Origin of the sequence: Pedobacter suwonensis, assembly GCF_044762335.1 — a bacterium.
Taxonomy (GTDB): Bacteria; Bacteroidota; Bacteroidia; order Sphingobacteriales; family Sphingobacteriaceae; genus Pedobacter.
In genome coordinates, this window is record NZ_JBIWEB010000006.1 from 18,280 (window position 1) to 37,926 (window position 19,647).

A 19,647-nucleotide genomic window follows, 5' to 3' on the forward strand; every position below is an offset into this window, starting at 1 on the left:
CGGGTTACCTGCCCTAAGAAATTATTCAGGCTACTGATCGTTTATTTTTTTAGCATATATAATGGATAGAACCTGGATTATTAATAAACGTTTCTGAGACGATTAATATAAAAAATGTTAAATTGCAGCTTTATAAATGGCAAAAACTTAAAAGCTGCATTTTTTATTTAGCTTTGAATTAATTAACTTACAGAAATTCCAACCAAATGAAATCGCTTTCGATCAAAGATATAGCCGTAAAAGCAAACGTATCCATTACCACCGTTTCATTCATTATCAATGGTAAAGCCAAAGAGAAGTCGATCAGCGAAGCGGTAATTGAGAAAGTAAAGAAAATTATCGAAGAAAGCGGTTACAAACCCAACCAGATTGCCAGAAGTTTAAGAACGGGCAATTCTAACATCATTGGCCTGATTATCGAAGATATTTCCAATTCCTTTTTTTCGAGGATTGCCAGGTTAATTGAGGATAAAGCCTATAAAAGAGGTTATAAAATTATTTATTCCAGTACAGAAAACAATGTTGATAAAGCTAAGGAACTGATCAACCTGTTCAAATCGCGAAAAGTTGATGCCTATATCATCTCTCCGATAAAAGGGATAGAAGAAGATGTTCAGATGCTGCTGGATGACGGTAACCCGGTAATTTTTTTCGACAGAAATTTGCCCGATGTTGACACCAGTTATGTGGGTGCCGATCATTTTAACGCCTCTTACCAATCTATACAAAGTTTTATTGATCAGGGCAAAAAGAACATTGCTCTGGTGACCACCGATATCAATGTAGCGCAGATTACAGAACGCCACGATGGCTACAAAAAAGCACTGGAAGATAACGGAATTGCTTATGACGATGACCTGGTATTAAAAATTCATTTTAACCAGGAAGAAAACGAAACCATTGCACAGATTAAATCATTATTGGAGAACAAAAAGGTGGATGCCGTATTGTTTGTAACCAATTATCTGGCCATTAGTGGCTTAAAAGCGCTTAAGCAGATTGATAAAAAAATAGGCGATGATTTTGCCGTAATTGCCTACGATGACCATGAAGCTTTTGAACTGCATACTCCCCGCATATCAGCCATCCAGCAACCTCTGGAAGAAATAGCTGAAGCCATTATTAAACTGATTTTAAACCGCCTTTCATCAAAAGGCAAATTGCCTGCTGAAGAACTGATTATCCCCACCCGCCTGGTATTAAGGGATTAATTGAAAATGCTTCTCGGGTAAGGTGTAATATTTTTTTTACATACTAAATCGTTTTATTTCAATTAATAATTCTTATTATTGGTGTGCTAAATCGTTTTAGGCTAACCAATTAAATTTTCATGAAAATTACAGCAGCTCCTTATAAAATTTTAACCGGCTTTACCGAAGCTAGAAAGTAGCAGTGCTTGTTTCATTCGTTTATGTCGTCACCAAATCCAAAACCTTAAATCAGATTACACCCTAAAATGTCCGGCAATTTGTTTCGCCCGGTCATTTTAACCCAGATAAACCATTACCAGGAAAAAAAATAACTAATCTTTTATAATAATTTAACAAAACCGTTGATGAAAATTAATTTACTTAAAATTACAGGGCTGTCGGCTGCAATTGTATTGCTGAATAGTCCTGCATTTTCAATGAATTCGGAGTGGAAAAGCACACGGGGGTTCTTGAATGAGCATATGCGAAGTGAGGGGCGTCTGGTTCAAAAAAATGTTACCGGAACGGTAGTGGATGACAGTGGTTTGCCGGTGCCAGGTGCCGGTATAAAAAATCAGTCCACCGGTAAATCAACCGTAACTGATGGTAACGGAAAATTTTCTATTGAAGCCAGTGAAGGGCAAGTGCTCCGTTTCTCTTACATTGGTTACGATACGCAGGATATCACGGTTGGCCAATCGTCAGTAATTAATGTAAAACTAGCAGTCGCTAAAAATACAAACTTAAAAGAAGTAACCGTTGTAGCTGTTGGTTATGGTACACAGGGAATTAAAGAAGTTACTTCTGCAGTAGGCCATGCCGGTGTTGAAGATTTTAGACAAAGTGGTTCAAGAAACCCTTTAGATCTTATCCAGGGTAAAATTGCCGGTTTGAGTTTAACCAGACCAGGCGGTAGTAATCCAAATAGTGGTGTATCGGTACAATTGAGGGGATCTGTTACCGTAACCGGAAGCCGGAGCCCTTTATTTGTAATTGACGGTATACCCGGTGGTAACCCCGATTTATTGCAACAGGACGATATTGCGTCGATTGATGTGTTAAAAGATGGTTCGGGTGCGGCTATTTATGGTACAAGTGCCAATGCAGGTGTAATTTTAATTACCACTAAAAAAGGTAAGGCAGGACCAGGTGTGTTCGAATATTCAAGTTATTTAAGGAAGGAGTATCTTCAAAACCGTCCTGATTATTTAACCGCAGATGAATATCGCCAAAAAATAGCCTCAGGGCAGATCAAACAACAGGATTTTGGCAATTCAACCGATTTTTATAATGACCTGATCAACCACGATAACCTTTCTCAAAACCATAACCTTTCGTTTAGCGGCGGAACGGAAAAGACAAACTACAGGGCCAGTTTAAACTACCGTAACCTGGAAGGTATTGCTAAACAAAATGGCAGAGAAGAATATACTTTGAGGTTAAATGTAAACCAGCGGGGATTGGATGACCGTTTAAACATCCAGATGAATTTGGTTACCAATTTTAACAAGGCCAACTTGTTGGGCGGTGGCGGCTGGGAAAGTGAATCGGCTAAAAATCCTACACTTTCTAACTTTAATCCTGACGGTTCTTATCGCTTTGATTTAACCAGTACCAACGAATATGCCCGTTTATTTCAGGAAACAAGTTACAGAAAACAACAAACCACATCTGGTGATGTAAAGGCTGATTTGGATATTGTTAAAGGCTTAAAGGCCTCTATTTTTGGTTCGGTAGTGAGGAATTCGTACCTGGACGGCCAGTACCGCTTAAAGGCCAGTGAAAACTCTGTTGAAAATACCGATTTCCCGAACGGTGGTTATGCTTACAGAGGCAATTTCCTTTCGCAGGCTTACGCAGTTGAACCTACTTTAAATTATACCAATACATTTGCACAGAAGCATAACATTACCGCATTGGCAGGTTACAGCTACCGTTATTACATGGAAGAAAATTCTAATATGTCTAACCGTGGCTTCATCAACGATCTTTTTCATGAAGATAACATGTCGCAGGGAGCAGCATTAGGCGTTGGTAAAGCAACCATGTCTAGTAATAAAAATGATAATACGCTTATCGCATTCTTTGGTAGGGTAAACTATGCTTTTGATAACAAATACCTGGTTCAGTTTATCTTGAGAAGAGAAGGTTCATCAAAATTTGGGGCAAACTACAAATGGGGTAATTTTCCGGCTGTTTCTGCCGGATGGAATATTACCGAAGAAAGTTTTATGAAAAATATTCCTTTTGTAAACTACCTGAAATTAAGGGCTGGTTATGGTGTTACCGGTAATGCGCCTACAGACAATAACTTATCGCGTGTTACGCTTGGTGGAGGCGGAAGGTATTTATACCCTGATGGTAATTATTATGAAACCTATGGTCCTGACCGTAACCCAAATCCGAATTTAAGATGGGAGCGTAAGCAGGAGGCCAACATTGGTTTGGATTTTACCTTGCTTAACAGCCGTTTAACCGGTTCGATTGATGTATTTAAAAGAACTACTAAAGATCTTTTAGATAGCTATACCACCCCTCAGCCACCATATGTACGCGATAACCTGCAAACCAACGTTGGACAGATCTCATCGAAAGGTATTGAGTTGGGTTTAAGTTACCTGGTGATTAAAAATAGCGATTTTAGCTGGAATATGGATGCTACAGCCAGTACCTTAAGCAACAGGTTGGACAGCTACTCGAACGACGTATTTAAAGTTAAATTCATCACCCGTGGTGGAATTGGCGGCGCAGGAGATTTAGGTGATGCTTTCACCTTGTTTGAAGGTGGTAAAGTGGGCGAGTTTTTTGGTAAAAGGTTTGCCGGTTTTACCCCGGAAGGTAAATGGTTGTTTTATAACAGAAACGGCGAAAAGGTTTTAAATGGCCAGATCAATACCTCACGTAATGATTTGAATCAATCAGATTTAGCTGTTATCGGTAACGCGGTTCCTAAATATTATGCTTCGTGGACGAACAGTTTTACTTATAAAAATTTCGACCTCCGTATCTTTTTAAGAGGTAAATTCGATTTTGATGTCTTAAATACAACTGCATTAACCTACGCAAACAGAACGTGGTCTGGCAATTTATTGAGTAGTACTTTTGATAAATATAAAGACATTAACGATACCTATATGTTTTCTGATTACTATTTAGAAAGCGGAAGTTTTGTGAAACTGGATGAGGTTACCTTAGGCTACAATTTTAAATTTAAGAATAAGTATATCCGCAAGCTGCGCCTTTATGCCACCGGCCAAAACCTTGGAACCATTACCGGCTATACCGGAAACGACCCGGACTTTATACAGGATAATGGTATCGGTAATGAAATTGAAGGTAAAAGCTTAGGTATTGATACCAGAGGTCCATACCCAAGTACCAGATCATTTGTAATCGGATTAAATGTTGGATTCTAATAAATAAAAAATGAAAAATAAATCAATTATATATGGTGTACTTGCCGGCGTATTAAGCATTACAGGCGCTTGTACCAAACTTGATGAAAACGCATACAGTCAGCTATTAACTGACAATTTCTATAATAATAAAACAGAAGTTTTATCGGCTGTGTTGAGGCCCTACACCCATGCCAATGCATGGGTTACCCCATCAGGGCAGGATGGCTGGTGGCGCTTAGCTGAATTATCAGGCGATCAACTGGCCTGGCCTACCAAAGGCCGCCATGGGGAAGACGGTGGTAAATGGAAAAGATTACATTACCACAGCTGGACCGTGGATGAAGGCGGGCTTAACCAGGCGTGGGTATTGATGAACTGGGGTATGGGATTATGTAACGATCCTATCGAGAATATCGAAAAAAGAGATATCGGGCAGATGGGGATTACACAGGCAGAGAAAGATGCCTATATTGCAGAATTGAAACTTCTAAGGGCTTTCCATTATCTTAAATTAATGGATCTGTTTGGTAACATCCCTGTAGTAACTAAAGTTGGGATTCCGGAAAGGCCGGAAACCATGCCAAGAAAAGAGGTGTTTAACTTTATTGAATCGGAAATCAAAAACAATATCGATAAAGCACCAAAACTATCGCGGGCAATGGTGGGCAGAATAAGCCAGGCTGCGGGTTACGCCATGTTGGTAGAACTTTATTTAAATGCCGAGGTATGGACAGGAACCCCACGTTGGGACGATTGTATTGCTGCCGCAAATAAGATAATATCAGGCGAAGCAGGTGCACAAAACGGTGTAATGGCGCTTGATCCTAACATTACAGATCAGTTTAAAACAACCAATGATTTGTCTAAAGAGGCCATTTTCTCTATTGCTTACAATTATTCAATAGCTAATTTCCAACCCTCATGGCCTGCTGAATTCTATCACTTTAAACAACAGCAGATTTATGGTGGCGGTAGAAACGGTAACGACGGAATTGTTGTGGTTCCTGGTGTTTTTACCACCTATGAAGATGCCGACCTGAGAAAAAGAGAATGGCTTTTGGAAGGACCAATGTTTCAGTTCGTTGACCCAACCAAACCGGTTCTGGCATCTGAGGAATACAATGGATCACAACTGGTGTTTGTTGATAATATCAGGAAAAACAAAACAGGCTCAACAGTGAGTAACATGAGCGAAGGTGAAGAAAACTCGGGTGTACGTTTTAACAAATACAAGTTAGGTAACCAGTTTCCAGGCCCTGGTGGGGTGCCTGCGGTGGATGTAAACTACAACAACGGCGATTGGAATATCTATCGTTTAACCATGATATACTTTGCCAAAGCAGAGGCGATTATGCGTAAGAACGGAGGAGTGGCCACAGCAGAAGCTGTTCAGTTGATAAACGATTGCAAAAAACGGGCATTTACAGAGGCAAATTTTGCCAGCCGTGCTTATACCACAACCACTTTAACTTTGGATGAGCTCCTGGCTGAAAGGGGAAGAGAATTTATTTTTGAAGGCATGAGAAGAGATGATCTGATCCGCTTTGGTAAATTTACATCAGCCAGCTGGTGGGATCATACACCATCAACCGCTACCAAAGCACTTTATCCAATTCCTTTAAGGCAGTTAACGCTTAATACCAACCTGAAACAGAACCCAGGATACAATTAATAAATAATTTAGGTTAAAAAAAGCCGCATCATAACTCAAGCTATGATGCGGCTTTTTCGTTTGCATGGGTAGTAACAGCTATTGTTTCTTGACTTATTAATTGTCATATATATATTACATTACTGAAAGTAAAAGCTTTATATTTTTTTATTAATATTGGCTTGGTAAAACGTTTTACTTTTTACTAAACACCAAACAAGTCTAATCGATTAAACCGGAGATAATTAAAGGTTTTTCTATCTTCTGAGGATTTGGTAACTGTTTCGTATTATAAGATAAAACGATTTACATACGCAAAAACCAAGTATAGTTATGAGTATATCTTCCTTTAGTTAAAATCTTGCCGGTTTAAGTATAAAACCCAAAAACAATGGCGCTTGCTTATCCAATTAATTGAGCATCATGCTTATTTAATTTCCCTGGCTGATTATGGTTAGTACAAAAGCTTTAAGAAAGGTAAGCTATATAAAGATTGATTGCTCAGGCGAAAAACCAAACACAAAATGAAATTTAAATTAATTATATCCATTTTATGCTGCCTCGTTACCAAAGGTTTATCGGCGCAGCAGAAAAACTGGGTTCAATATGTAAACACCCTGCAGGGCACCAATTCTAAACATGAGCTTACACGGGGCAACACCTACCCAACAACGGCATTGCCATTTGGCATGCATACCTGGACCCCCCAAACCGGTAAAAATGGCGATGGCTGGAAGTACCAATACTTTAAAGATAAAATAAGGGGCTTTCAGCAGGCGCACCAGTGCAGCTCATGGACAAGAGACTATGCGGTATTCTCTTTAATGCCCGTGGTTGATGAACTGGAGGTAAACGAAGATAAACGCGAAGCTAAATTTAGTCACCAGAATGAGGTTGCAAAGCCAAACTATTACAAGGTAAGATTTGAAAACGATATCACCACCGAAATTTCACCATCGGAGCGAGGTGCACACCTTAGGTTCAGTTACCCAAAAAGCAAAAGAAGCTTTTTGATTTTAGACGGCTATACCAGACTCAGCGGCGTTCAGATTTCGCCAAAAGAAAACAAGATAACCGGTTGGGTAAACAATGGTGAAGGCTTTAAGAAAGGCTGGAAAAGTTATTTTGTCATTCAGTTTGATCAGCCCATTAAAGCTTATGGTACCTGGGAAAATAAACGGAATACCATTTCAAAAGATTCTGTTTCTGCAGAAGGCTTTGGTAAGGGCGCCTTTGTAGAGTTTGAACCGGGTGTAAAAGTTCAGGTAAAAACAGCTTCTTCTTACATCAGTTTAAAACAGGCAGAACTCAATTTAAAAAGAGAACTGGGGAATGATAAAACGCTTGAAGATACAAAAGCCCGTGCAGCGGCAGTTTGGAATAAATCGCTGGGTAAGATAGAAGTAGAAGGGGGATCCAAGGCAGACATGGAAACTTTTTATTCTTGCTTTTTCAGGGCAAGTTTGTTTTCCAGGAAATTTTATGAAATTAACGAAGCCGGCAAACCTTATTATTTTAGTCCGTACGATGGTAAAGTGCATGATGGTTACATGTTTACCGATACTGGTTTTTGGGATACTTTCCGCGCCCAGTTTCCGCTAAATACCTTGGTACAACCAGAAATGCACGGCCGTTATATGCAAGCCATGCTCGATGCCTACGCGCAATGCGGTTGGCTGCCCTCCTGGTCTTTTCCCAGTGAAGCCGGGAGTATGATCGGTAACCATGCCATTTCACTGTTTGCCGATGCCTGGGCAAAAGGGATCAGGACATTTGATCCTAAAAAGGCTTTGGCAGCCTATTACCATGAAGCCATGAACAAGGGGCCATGGGGTCCGGCTAATGGCAGAGATGGGGTAACCGAGTATAACCAATTGGGATATGTTCCTTATCCAAAATACAGAGAAGCTACCGCCAAAACACTGGAGTATGCCTACGATGATTATTGTGCCTATGCCTTAGCCAAAATGACCGGCGATAAACATTACATGGAGGTTTTTGAGAAACCCATGTTTAACTATAAAAATGTTTACGATCCTTCTACACGTTTTATGCGGGGAAAAAATGCGGAGGGCAAATGGTCACCAAATTTCGATCCAACCGAATGGGGAGGTCCGTTTACTGAAGGAAATGCATGGCATTGGCAATGGTCGGTTTTCCAGGATACCAAAGGTTTAATTAACCTGATGGGCGGCAACAAACAGTTTGTTTCGAAGCTGGATTCTGTTTTCAGCGAGCCCAATACCGTTAATGTAGGCTCTTATGGCGGGATGATCCACGAGATGACTGAAATGGTTATGGCCAATATGGGCCAATATGCACATGGCAACCAGCCCATACAGCATATGGTTTATTTATACAACTATGCCAATCAACCCTGGAAAGCACAATTTCATGCCCGTGAGGTGATGCGTAAACTTTATGATGCTACAGAAAACGGTTATCCGGGAGATGAAGACCAGGGGCAAACCTCTTCATGGTACGTATTAAGCGCTTTAGGCTTTTATAGTGTAACCCCTGGATCCGGTGAATATGTTTTAGGCAGCCCGGTATTCAAAAAAACAACTATTCATTTGGAAAACGGTAAAAAATTTATCATTGAAGCACCGGCAAACGATGTTAATCGTGTTTATATAAAATCGGCGAGCTTAAATGGTGAAAATTACACCAAAAATTACTTAAATCATAGTGATTTACTAAGAGGCGGTGTGTTAAAATTGGAGATGAGTAATAAACCGGCGTTAAATAGAGGGTTATTAGAAGAAGATAAGCCATTTTCGATTAGTAAATAGATAATGAATGACTACTTTTGCCGAATTAGTTAAATTGACAAAGAAGAGAACAGAAATATATATAGAATGGAAAAGCCTGTTGCATTAGGTGTAGATATTGGCGGCTCGCATATTACAGCCGCATTGGTAGATTTGGAAACTAGAACCTTAATGGAAAATTCTATCAAGCGTAGCCCTGTGAATTCACAGGAGAATAAGGAAGTGATTTTGTCGGCCTGGTGCGATATTATCAATAAAGCTTTCCAGGAAATAAAAAATGGCAGCAGGAATGTAGGCATAGCCATGCCGGGACCCTTTAATTATAAAGAGGGAATCTCCTTGATCAAAGACCAGGATAAGTTTAAATCGCTTTATCAGGTTAATGTGAAAGAAGAACTTGCTAAAAGATTGGACATTGCCCTGGAAAATATCCATTTTATAAATGATGCGGCCGGTTTTTTACAGGGAGAGGTTTTTGCGGGGGCTGCCAAAGGAAATGTGAACGTATTGGGCCTGACCCTGGGAACCGGACTCGGATCTTCACTTTGTTTAAATGATAAGGCCTATGATGCAGACTTATGGAATTCTCCTTTTTTGGATGGAATTGCTGAAGACTACCTATCTACGCGCTGGTTCGTAAAACGTTTTAAGCAATTGAGCGGTGAAGAGGTAGAAGGTGTTAAAGAACTGGTGGGAATGGTAGAAAGTAATCATTTTGCAACAATGGTATTTATGGAATTTGGCTATAACCTGGCCCAGTTCCTGATCCCTGTGATCAGGACGTACAAAATAAATACCGTAATTGTTGGGGGGAACATTGCACAGTCTTTTAGTGCATTTGCGCCCGAATTGACGGCCACGCTTAAGGGTAATAGTATAGATGCTGAAATCAAAATTTCAGAACTGAAAGAACATGCGGCATTAATTGGTGCTGCAAGTTGCTGCGATTTAAGCTTAACCTGATATTTTTTGGATTCTACACGGTCCTATGCTTGTTTTAGACTACAGGATTAGATTTTAATGCTAATTCTGTAGTTAAATTCAATTTTCCTTTATTCCTGTTTTAAAGAAAACAATATCTTAAAAAAGATATTTGTTTATAACGGTAATTTTCCAATTGTCTCAGTTAAATAACCGCTCCCAATAAGTTTCCGAAAAAAATAAATAATTTTTTAATTTATTGAGAATATGCTTATTATTGTTTAATAAAACGTTTTAGTATTGAATTGTTATGCATTGTAGTAAGGACCAGGAAAAACAAAGTGTTGATCTGCCAGATTGGGGCTTTTTTTTAATGCTCAAACACTAAAACGTTTTAGTTTAGTTGAAATAATTATTTATTCATTAAAAATAAGGAGGAGCCTAAATGAGATAAATTTTACATGCTGATACGTCAAATTCTACCGCTTAACCAACCAACCAAACCATTACTCATCATGACCAAAAAACTCATTAAACCAGCTTATGGCTATAGGCAGTATTAGTTTTTATTCGTAACAGAAAGAGGCTGATGCTTAAAGCAACCTGAATCCTGTGGCCAAAATATGCCATTTATAATTAATACCAGTCAATTTACACGGGTATGTGCCACGATTAAAAGATTGCTGAACAGCTGATCATTTACCTTTTTTTAAAACCGGTTAATTCCTGATCAATCAAATACATATAGCACATTTTAATAAATAACAAACTATAATCAAACTATTATGAATCTTTTAAAAATGACCAGGAAAGCTGTTGGGCTCTGCTTTGCCCTAGCTTTAATTCTTGGATGCGGTAAAGAAGAATACCCGGCAGTGGATCTTTTTACCTGGAAAGCAAAGGTAGATGTAACCGCAAAGGCGGTACTTTCGGTTAATGTCGAAAATTCGGGCGGTGCTTCAGGCGCTGAAGGATCTTTAAAAGTGGTTGATAATGATATCAATTCAAAATTTCTGATCAATCCTTATCAATCGAGCCTTTACCTGCAGTTAGCTTTCCCTTCAGTTCAGCAGGTAGCATCTTACACTTTAACTTCAGGCAATGATGCGCCAGACCGGGATCCGAAAAACTGGAAATTAAGCGGTTCTACAGATGGAAATACCTGGGTAGACTTGGATACCCGGACTGGCGAGACATTTTCGGGCCGTAACACGACTAAAACATACAATTTTAAAAACAAAGTGCTGTATAAATTTTACAGGCTAAGTATTACGGCGAATAATGGCGGTTCTTTATTCCAGTTATCCGAGTGGCGTGTAATTGAAGTGCCTGAAGAGCAACAGTAATTTGCCCGGCCTTTGAAATAAGACACACCAATATCTTCTACCGGCCTAAGCGGTAGACCTGAGAATCCATTTCAACTGATCAATAGACCAATAACAGTAATCTGTTTACAACAAATTAATTTTATGATGAAGAAAAATACAAATTTAACTGGGGCCAGGCTCAGGCTTAAACATTGTGCTTTTAGAGCTATCGCTTTTGCATTGGCCTTAAGCAGTGGTTTTTGTGCAAATGCCAGCGCTTCGGCCATTAATATAAACAGTTCGGCTGCGGTGAATCAAACCAAGGCTGATATTGTAATCCGCGGTATCATTAAAGATGAAACCGGTGCGCCATTGCCAGGTGCAGGGGTTAAAGTTAAAGGAAGTTCCACAAGTGCTGCTGCAGACGTAAATGGAGCATTTACCATTACCGTTCCTGATCAGAATGCTGTTTTGATCATTACATATGTTGGTTACGACTCGAAAGAGATCACCGTGGGTACACAAACCGTATTGGATATCCGTTTAAAGGAAACTGTTGGCGCCAATTTACAAGAGGTAGCCATTGTGGGTTTCGGTACGCAGAAAAAGGAAAGTTTGGTTGGCGCACAATCATCAGTAAAAGCTGACGAATTAAAGCAACCGGTTTCCAGTATGAGCCAGTTATTGGCAGGCCGTATCCCCGGAGTGGTTAACGTTTCCCGGAATGGTGAACCAGGTGCAACCGGATCAGATATTTTTATCCGAGGTATATCGTCACTTAACTCTGGAGACAGGGGACCGCTTATTATTATTGATGGTGTACCTAACCGTAACCTAAACGATATCAGTGTATATGATGTGGAGAATTTTACTGTACTTAAAGATGCTGCAGCAACAGCAGTATATGGTATCCGTGGTGCAAACGGCGTAATTCTTATCAACACCAAACAAGGTAAAATTGGTACCCCAAGAATTAATGTCGAGTATTATGAGGGGGTGAGCCGATTTACTAAAAGGCCGAAACTGATTGACGGTGTAGATTATATGAACTTAGCCAACGAGGCGAAATATTCTGACTATCTACGCGGTGGGGCAGCAGGTGCATTTACACCGGCATATTCTATAGATGCCATCCAAAAAACAGCTGCAGGTACCGATCCGGTCCTTTATCCAAACGTAAATTGGTTTGACGCCATTTATAACGATTTTGGCCATAACAGGTCAGGAACAGCCAACCTATCGGGTGGTGTTAGTAATGCTAAATATTACGTTTCATTAGGTTATTATGGTGAGGATGGTTTGTTTAAAACAGACGAAGCGGTAAATTCTGCTGTTAAACAAAGCTTTAGTCGCTACAATGTGAGCACAAACTTAAATTGGGATATTACAGGTACCACCAAACTGGATTTGGGTATTAAAGGGATTCTGTCGCAGAGCAATTTTCCGAGTAATCTCGGCGCCCAAGATATCTTCAGTCAGGCTTTTTTGATCAATCCAACTTCATTCCCGGTACTTTATCCAAATGGAAGTTTACCTGGTATCAGTCCACAGGCCGATCAACGTAATCCTTATGGCGATGTGACCAGAAATGGATATAGAACAGGATACAGCAACCAATTATATTCAAATTTACGTTTGACACAGGATTTAAAAGAATTGACCCCGGGTTTGTCGGTAACTTCTATGTTCTCATTTGATGTGAACAACAACAACGCGATAGCGAGAACTAAAAGGGAAACCATTTACAGGATCAACCCTAACGATCCTTATATCGTGGCAAATAACCCTGCATCGGGTTACAAATACGGATTGGTACTCCAGGGACAGGATTTCCTAAATTATGGGATCAGCAATGGCGGTGACAAAAAAATGTATTTCGAGGCGGCAATCAATTATAACCGTACCTTTGGTAAACATGCTATTTCGGGTTTATTATTATATAACCAAAACGATAACAGTACGCCATTTGCCGGAAACCTAACGTTATCTCTTCCTTATCGTTTACAAGGGGTTGCCAGTCGCGCCACTTATGCTTACGACAATAAATATTTCTTTGAGTTTAATATGGGCTATAATGGTTCTGAAAACTTTGCGCCTGATAAACGTTATGGTTTCTTCCCTGCATTGGGTATTGGATGGTTACTATCAAGCGAGAAATTTTTCGAGCCGCTTAAAAACACTTTTCAGATGGTTAAATTCCGCTATTCTGATGGTATTGTGGGTAGTGGGGCCAGTGGCTCGGGCTATGCTGGTGCCGAAGGCGACCGTTTTTATTACTTAACAAAAGTAGGTGGCGCAAGTGGTTATACTTTTGGCCAGACCGGAAATATTGGGTATAATGGTTTAGGCGTAACTGCCTATGGAGTAGATGTTACCTGGGCCGAAACGCGCAAACAGGATTTAGGCTTCGAGTTAAAAACGTTCAATAACAACCTATCGTTAATTGTCGATTTCTTTAAAGAAAGAAGAACAGATCAATTTATCCAGAGGGGAACTGTACCAAACTACATCGGTTTGGCCAATACGCCAATTGGTAACCTGGGTATTGTAGAAAATAAAGGAATTGATGGTACTATACAATACGATGCGCAGTTTGGTAAAGATTGGTCACTTAATCTGAGGGCAAACTTCACTTTCAATAAAGACAAGGTAATCGAAAATGATCAGGCACCAAAACCATACCCATGGATGGAGCAACGCGGTTACAATGTTTTAGCTGCGACACGTGTAGGTTACATTGCAGAAAAATTATTTGATAGCCAGGCAGAAATCAATGCGAGCCCAACCCAGTTTGGTACTTTGATGCCGGGTGATATCAAGTATAAAGATTTAAACGGTGATGGTAAAATCGATTCTTTTGACCAGACCATTATTGGCAGGGGAGATGTTCCAAGTACCACCTATGGTTTTGGTTTCTCTTTAACCTACAAAAACTTCGACTTCGGTTTATTCTTCCAGGGGCAGGATAATGCAGACATTCTGTTAAACATTCCATCGTTTGCCTATTCTGGTGGTTTAGGTAACATGTTGGCCGTAGCAGCCGATCGCTGGACCACAACTAACCCACGCCAGGATGCCGTTTATCCACGATTATCTTATGGCGGTACCAACAACAATAACTATCAATCGAGTACCTGGTGGAAACGTGATATCAGTTTCTTAAGGCTAAAAAATGCAGATTTAGGTTACACATTAAAAAATGGAATCAAATCTCTTGGCGTTAAACGTTTAAGGGTATATGCTACAGGCTACAATGTGTTTACCATCAGCAAATTTAAGCTTTGGGATCCTGAATTATTAACCAACAACGGTACACGGTATCCGTTAACCTCTAACTATTCTTTAGGTTTAACCGCTAATTTTTAAAATAAGAAGAATGAAAAAGATATTGATATATACAGCTGGTGTATTACTGGTAATTGGTAATTATGGCTGTAAGAAATTTTTAAATCAGGTACCTGATGACAGGTTAACTTTCGATCAGATGTATGAGAAAAAAGCTACTGTTGATCTGGCACTGGCTAACGTTTATTCTACATTACCAGATCAAAATCAAGACCGTTCGGCTTCCGGGTCAGGAAATATCGGGCCTTGGACAGCCGCTTCTGATGAGGCTGATTATACTTTGCCAAACTTTACTGAAAACGTAAATTCTGGTGCCTGGGACGCTACCAGCGGTCAGGTAAATTACCATTGGCAAAGTTACTACCGTGGTATACAGGCGGCAAGTTCTTTTATGGCAAATGTGAGCAGGTGTACAGATTGTAACATCGGCGGTATCGATATCGTAAACCGTTATTACAATGAGGCAAGGGCTTTAAGGGCTATTTATTATTATCATCTCGTTAGACAGTACGGACCTGTTGTATTATTGGGTAATGACCCAATTGCGTCAGATGCGCCGCTGCAAGCCATTAGTAAACCCCGTAACTCAATGGATGAGTGTATTGACTACATCGTGAGTGAACTCGAAGCCACCAGTTCTCGTTTGCCTGCAACACCACAGGCTAATGAAGATTATGGTCACATTACGGCTTCAGTAGCCGATGCTTACAAAATTAAAGCTTTGTTGACCGCAGCCCGTCCATTATTTAACGGAAATACGGATTACGCCAATCTCAAAAATCAGGATGGCAAACAGTTGATCAATCAAACTTATAGCGTGGCAAAATGGACCAGATTGGCTACAGCAGCGAAGGCTTTTTTAAACAACCCTAACTATTCTAACTACGCACTGTATTCAGTACCCGCAACACCGGCTGGTTTACCTAATACAGCTTTTAACCGGGCATTTATTGCTACCAGGGATGTATTTTTAAATGGCTGGAATTCTGAGATCATTTTCGGTAGAGGGGGAGATGTTACTTTTTACCAGTATTCTTTAGCGCCAAACCATAATGGTGCCTCAGGGGGTGATAAAGGCGGTTCCTTCTTATCGCCATCTCAGCAGTTGGTGGATGCCTTTTTTACTGCAAACGGCTTACCTATCGAGAACGATCCAAGCTATACCGCTAACGGAACTTCTAATTTTCAGGCACCAGATCCAAACGACCAGGGTGTTTCGAGAACGATTAGCAATATGTACGTTAACCGCGAACCACGTTTTTATGCTGATATAACTTATAGTGGACGTAAATGGATTAATCCTTCATCTAATATCGTCACTAGTTTTGAATTCAACGGTAATGCAGGTAAAGCGGCTATTGCGAATAATGACTATACCAAAACAGGTTATACCTCAAGAAAACATTTAACGGTAGCGGGCTGGACAAATGGTAGATCAATTTTCACCGTAATCAGACTGGCAGAAATTTATTTGGATTATATCGAGGCATTACAAGAGTCGAATCCGTCTGATCCTGATATTTTGATTTACTTAAACAGGATTCGCACCAGAGCAGGTATTCCGGTTTATGGAAGTGGTGGTTTACCCATCCCGGCAGATATGAAAGATGCCATCCGCAGAGAGCGACGTGTAGAGTTAGCTTTTGAACTGGACCGATACTTCTATACCAGGGAATGGAAAATTGCAGAAACTACCGATACGCAGATCAGAGGTTTAAATATTACTCAAAATGCACCTGGATTTTTCACACCTGTAGTAACTGAAAATAGGGTTTTCCAAAAGAAACACTACTTATGGCCAATACCAGCAGGCGAAATTCAAAAAGTGCCTTTCCTTGTACAAAATACAGGTTGGTAAAACAAATATAGCATCGGGTACTTTACCCGGTGCTTTTTTCATCTCTCAATAGCCACGCAATGAAAAATATTTTTACATTATCAGCAACTGCAGTAGTTTTACTACTGGCCTGCAACAGCAAAAAGGAACCTGTAGAGGCGGCGAAACCAGCACCACCACTTGTTGAAGCAGTTGACCCACCTGATGCGCCGCCCAAAACCTGGAAGGAACATTGGTTCGAACACGTGCAACTATTAAACCGTGTAGGTTATGACACCAGCGTAGTGGTTTATTATGACGGGGATGTGAAGCCAGCTGTTACCTGGCCGAAAACCTATATGGCTGATGCCTGGAATTATACCAAAAAAGTTTATGGTAAGTTTGGGGATGACAGCCGCTTGTTCGTCATTTATCACGCAGGTAAATATGGAGGCGGTCATCCGGGTACCTATCTTGATGCCGGCCACAATTACCGTAATGTTACAGATTGCGGTTCCAATGATTTAAATGCCTGGATTACAGGTGTAGATAACGACATCGACTTATCTACCCATGAGATTGGCCACATCGTAGAAGGCGCATCGAAGGGAGTAAAAGAGTCGCCTGCTTTTGATATTTGGCACGATAGTAAATGGATGGAAATTTATCAGTACGATGTGTATTTAGGCTTAAACAGACCAGCCGATGCACAACGGTGGATGAGTAAAATGATGACTACAACCGACAGTTATCCAAGGGCTGGTACACAATGGTTTAAAAACTGGTTTCTACCGATTTACGAAAACTATGGTAAAACTAAGGTATTGAACGGCTTTTTTACCCTCCTATCGCAACAATTTCCAAAACAGAATATTATGGTACAGGGCAAAAGCTATCAGCAATATACCAGAAAAATGAATTTTGGTGAATTCATCCACTTTTGGAGCGGTGCAGCCAAAGCCGATTTAGCACCATTGGCATTAACCGCCTTTGGACCAAAAGACGAAAAAGGTGCCGACTGGGCGCCAATGTTAACTAAAGCCAAAGCCGATTTTCCGAATATCACTTATTAATCTAAAATCAGGACAGATTGGGCAACAGCCTGAATCGTTCTATTTATCACAATAAAACAAATGATCAAGAAATTTTTAATCTTCGCATTAGTATCATGCTCGGCGGTTTTTGCTTCTGCCCAAAACAGAGAGCGAGGCTATAAAATTGTCATCAATGATAAGGACAGCGCTACTAATGCCGCTTTAGATGCCAAGCTAAAGGCCGCTTTTATAAATGTTTATCCCGGTTTTGCCCAGGCAGATGGCTACAGAACAAAAAGAAATGTAATACTGGATTTTGTAACTGATGAAACGGCGACAATTTATGCCAAAGCTGGCGAAATTAAAGTAAACAGCGAATGGGTTAAAAACAAATCGCAAAGGAAGATCGAGAAAGAACTCTTCACCGCATTGGCTAAAAACTGGGTATCATACAGTAAAGAAAAACACAAAGGATATACACTAACTTTCATCAGCAAAGATCCTAAGCTCGACCCAGCAGTTAGGAAAAACTTAATTTCTACCTATTTTGAAATTTACCCTACACTGGTAAAAACATTTAACCAAAAATCTACACATGATGTACTTTTTGTGGTTGATACGGCTTATAAAGCCGTAGCTGAGGCCAGTGGTAACAGGATTCTGTTCAGCGCAAATTATATGAAAGCCCATCCAACCGATATTGATGTGGTAACGCACGAAACCATGCATATTGTACAGGGATACGGCTACAGCGCGGGTCCGGTTTGGCTAACAGAAGGTATTGCCGATTATGTGCGCTATAAATATGGCGTAGATAATGTCGGCTCCAAATGGAGCTTGCCGGCCTTCAATGCAAAACAACATTATACCAACAGTTATCGGATTACTGCACGCTTTTTCGCCTGGTTAGAGCAAAATGTTAAACCAGGATTGGTTGCTGCATTAGATCAGCAACTAAGGGCTCATGAATATACGGAACAATCCTGGGCAGCTTTAACCGGAAAAGACTTAAATCAGCTTTGGGAAGATTATAGTAAAGAACCCCAAAAAGTAAGCCTTACTTATAGTCGCAAAAAGTAAGGCCTAAAGCTTTCTTCTCTACCGGAACAAATTAAGGTTAAGATTCTTTTTCTACAAAAGGGAGGATAACTTACGGAAAATCCGTCATCAACTTAAGCATGGAAGAAAGGGAGGATTTCTCTTAAAGTAAATTTATACTTGTTGAGGAATCAGCTAATGCTCGAGCCCATTTCATTTTTCAGGAACTTACGAATTTTCAGCGCATTTTCATCCCTGGATTCCTGCCAGGGTTTATTTTATGGAGAAGTCAGGTTTAAAGTCAATAGGCAAATAAACCTGACTTTTCTGTAAAACTTAATTTTTAAAGAGTCTTTTGTAAAAATAACCATCATTAAAGTAAAATTTTTGATCATTTACTAAAACGTTTTACATAAAATATTTAATTTGCAGAACTAAACGCTAACCAAAACACCAATATTCACCATACATGAAAAAAATATCAATTCTTTCGGTTTTCGTTATGCTGGTATCTGCTTTAGCATTGCAGGCAACAGCGCAGGAGATTACTAAGAAAAACGGTTATACCTTATCGTTTGAAAGCAATTTCAGGGAACTTGACCCTCAATTAAAAAAACGCTTGATCAAAACATTTTTTGAAGTTTATCCAAAGCTGGCTAAAGAATACAATCCTTCTACCATTAAAGAAGTAAAGTTTTTTGTCGATACGGCTTATAAAGGTGTTGCGGCAACTGCCGATGGTAAAGTGACTTTTAGTTCGATGTGGATGATCAAACATCCCGAAGATATCGATGTGGTTACCCATGAGGTGATGCACATTGTGCAGGATTACGGACGAAGCGTGGGCCCGGGATGGTTAACAGAAGGGATTGCAGATTATGCGCGTTACAAATTCGGTGTAGATAATGCGGGTGCCAAATGGTCGCTGCCTGCTTTAAAACCAGAACATAGTTATAAAAACAGTTACCGCATTACCGCAGCATTTTTTGCATGGATCGAAAAAAGCGTAAAGCCAGGCACTATTAAAGCGGTTGATGCTTCTTTAAGAGACCATACCTACACCAAAGAGATCTGGACCAGCTTAACAGGTAAAGATTTAGATGCACTTTGGGCAGATTATGTTAAAAATTCTGAAGTTTAAAAAATAATTACAAGCATATAAAAAACACAAACAAC

Annotated in this window: 11 protein-coding genes; all 11 read left to right on the top strand. The window is 40.0% G+C overall.

Going from position 1 to position 19,647, the window contains the following annotated elements; translation table 11 throughout:
- Positions 1–206 precede the first annotated feature (206 nt).
- The 11 genes from ACIQXP_RS11400 (at position 207) to ACIQXP_RS11450 (ending at position 19,612) form a co-directional block, all read left to right on the top strand.
- Positions 207–1,211, top strand: coding sequence for a LacI family DNA-binding transcriptional regulator (locus tag ACIQXP_RS11400; RefSeq protein WP_090981469.1), 1,005 nt, complete (start codon positions 207–209; stop codon positions 1,209–1,211).
- 344 nt (positions 1,212–1,555) lie between these two features.
- Complete coding sequence (locus ACIQXP_RS11405) at positions 1,556–4,606, top strand: SusC/RagA family TonB-linked outer membrane protein (RefSeq protein WP_293744633.1); 3,051 nt, start codon at positions 1,556–1,558, stop codon at positions 4,604–4,606.
- Between the two features lie 10 nt (positions 4,607–4,616).
- Positions 4,617–6,260 carry a RagB/SusD family nutrient uptake outer membrane protein gene (locus tag ACIQXP_RS11410; protein ID WP_293744632.1) on the top strand — a complete coding sequence of 548 codons (1,644 nt, stop codon included), beginning with the start codon at positions 4,617–4,619 and terminating at the stop codon, positions 6,258–6,260.
- Between the two features lie 503 nt (positions 6,261–6,763).
- Positions 6,764–9,031, top strand: a complete 2,268-nt coding sequence (locus ACIQXP_RS11415) for a GH92 family glycosyl hydrolase (protein ID WP_387503838.1) — start codon at positions 6,764–6,766, stop codon at positions 9,029–9,031.
- Between the two features lie 66 nt (positions 9,032–9,097).
- Positions 9,098–9,973 carry an ROK family protein gene (locus tag ACIQXP_RS11420; RefSeq protein WP_387503839.1) on the top strand — a complete coding sequence of 292 codons (876 nt, stop codon included), beginning with the start codon at positions 9,098–9,100 and terminating at the stop codon, positions 9,971–9,973.
- Positions 9,974–10,716: 743 nt separating this feature from the next.
- Positions 10,717–11,277, top strand: a complete 561-nt coding sequence (locus tag ACIQXP_RS11425; protein ID WP_293744629.1) for a discoidin domain-containing protein — start codon at positions 10,717–10,719, stop codon at positions 11,275–11,277.
- Positions 11,278–11,400: 123 nt separating this feature from the next.
- The gene (locus ACIQXP_RS11430; RefSeq protein WP_387503840.1) at positions 11,401–14,604 is read left to right on the top strand and encodes a SusC/RagA family TonB-linked outer membrane protein; all 3,204 of its coding nucleotides are present in this window, start codon (positions 11,401–11,403) and stop codon (positions 14,602–14,604) included.
- A 10-nt stretch (positions 14,605–14,614) separates the two neighbouring features.
- Positions 14,615–16,441 carry a RagB/SusD family nutrient uptake outer membrane protein gene (locus ACIQXP_RS11435; RefSeq protein WP_387503841.1) on the top strand — a complete coding sequence of 609 codons (1,827 nt, stop codon included), beginning with the start codon at positions 14,615–14,617 and terminating at the stop codon, positions 16,439–16,441.
- A gap of 59 nt (positions 16,442–16,500) precedes the next feature.
- A complete protein-coding gene (locus ACIQXP_RS11440; RefSeq protein ID WP_387503842.1) occupies positions 16,501–17,472 on the top strand; it encodes a hypothetical protein in 972 nt (323 codons plus the stop codon).
- Between the two features lie 60 nt (positions 17,473–17,532).
- Positions 17,533–18,513 (top strand): basic secretory protein-like protein, encoded by a 981-nt coding sequence (locus tag ACIQXP_RS11445; protein ID WP_387503843.1) that lies wholly within the window; start codon positions 17,533–17,535, stop codon positions 18,511–18,513.
- A gap of 427 nt (positions 18,514–18,940) precedes the next feature.
- Positions 18,941–19,612, top strand: a complete 672-nt coding sequence (locus ACIQXP_RS11450; protein WP_293744624.1) for a basic secretory protein-like protein — start codon at positions 18,941–18,943, stop codon at positions 19,610–19,612.
- Positions 19,613–19,647: the final 35 nt, after the last annotated feature.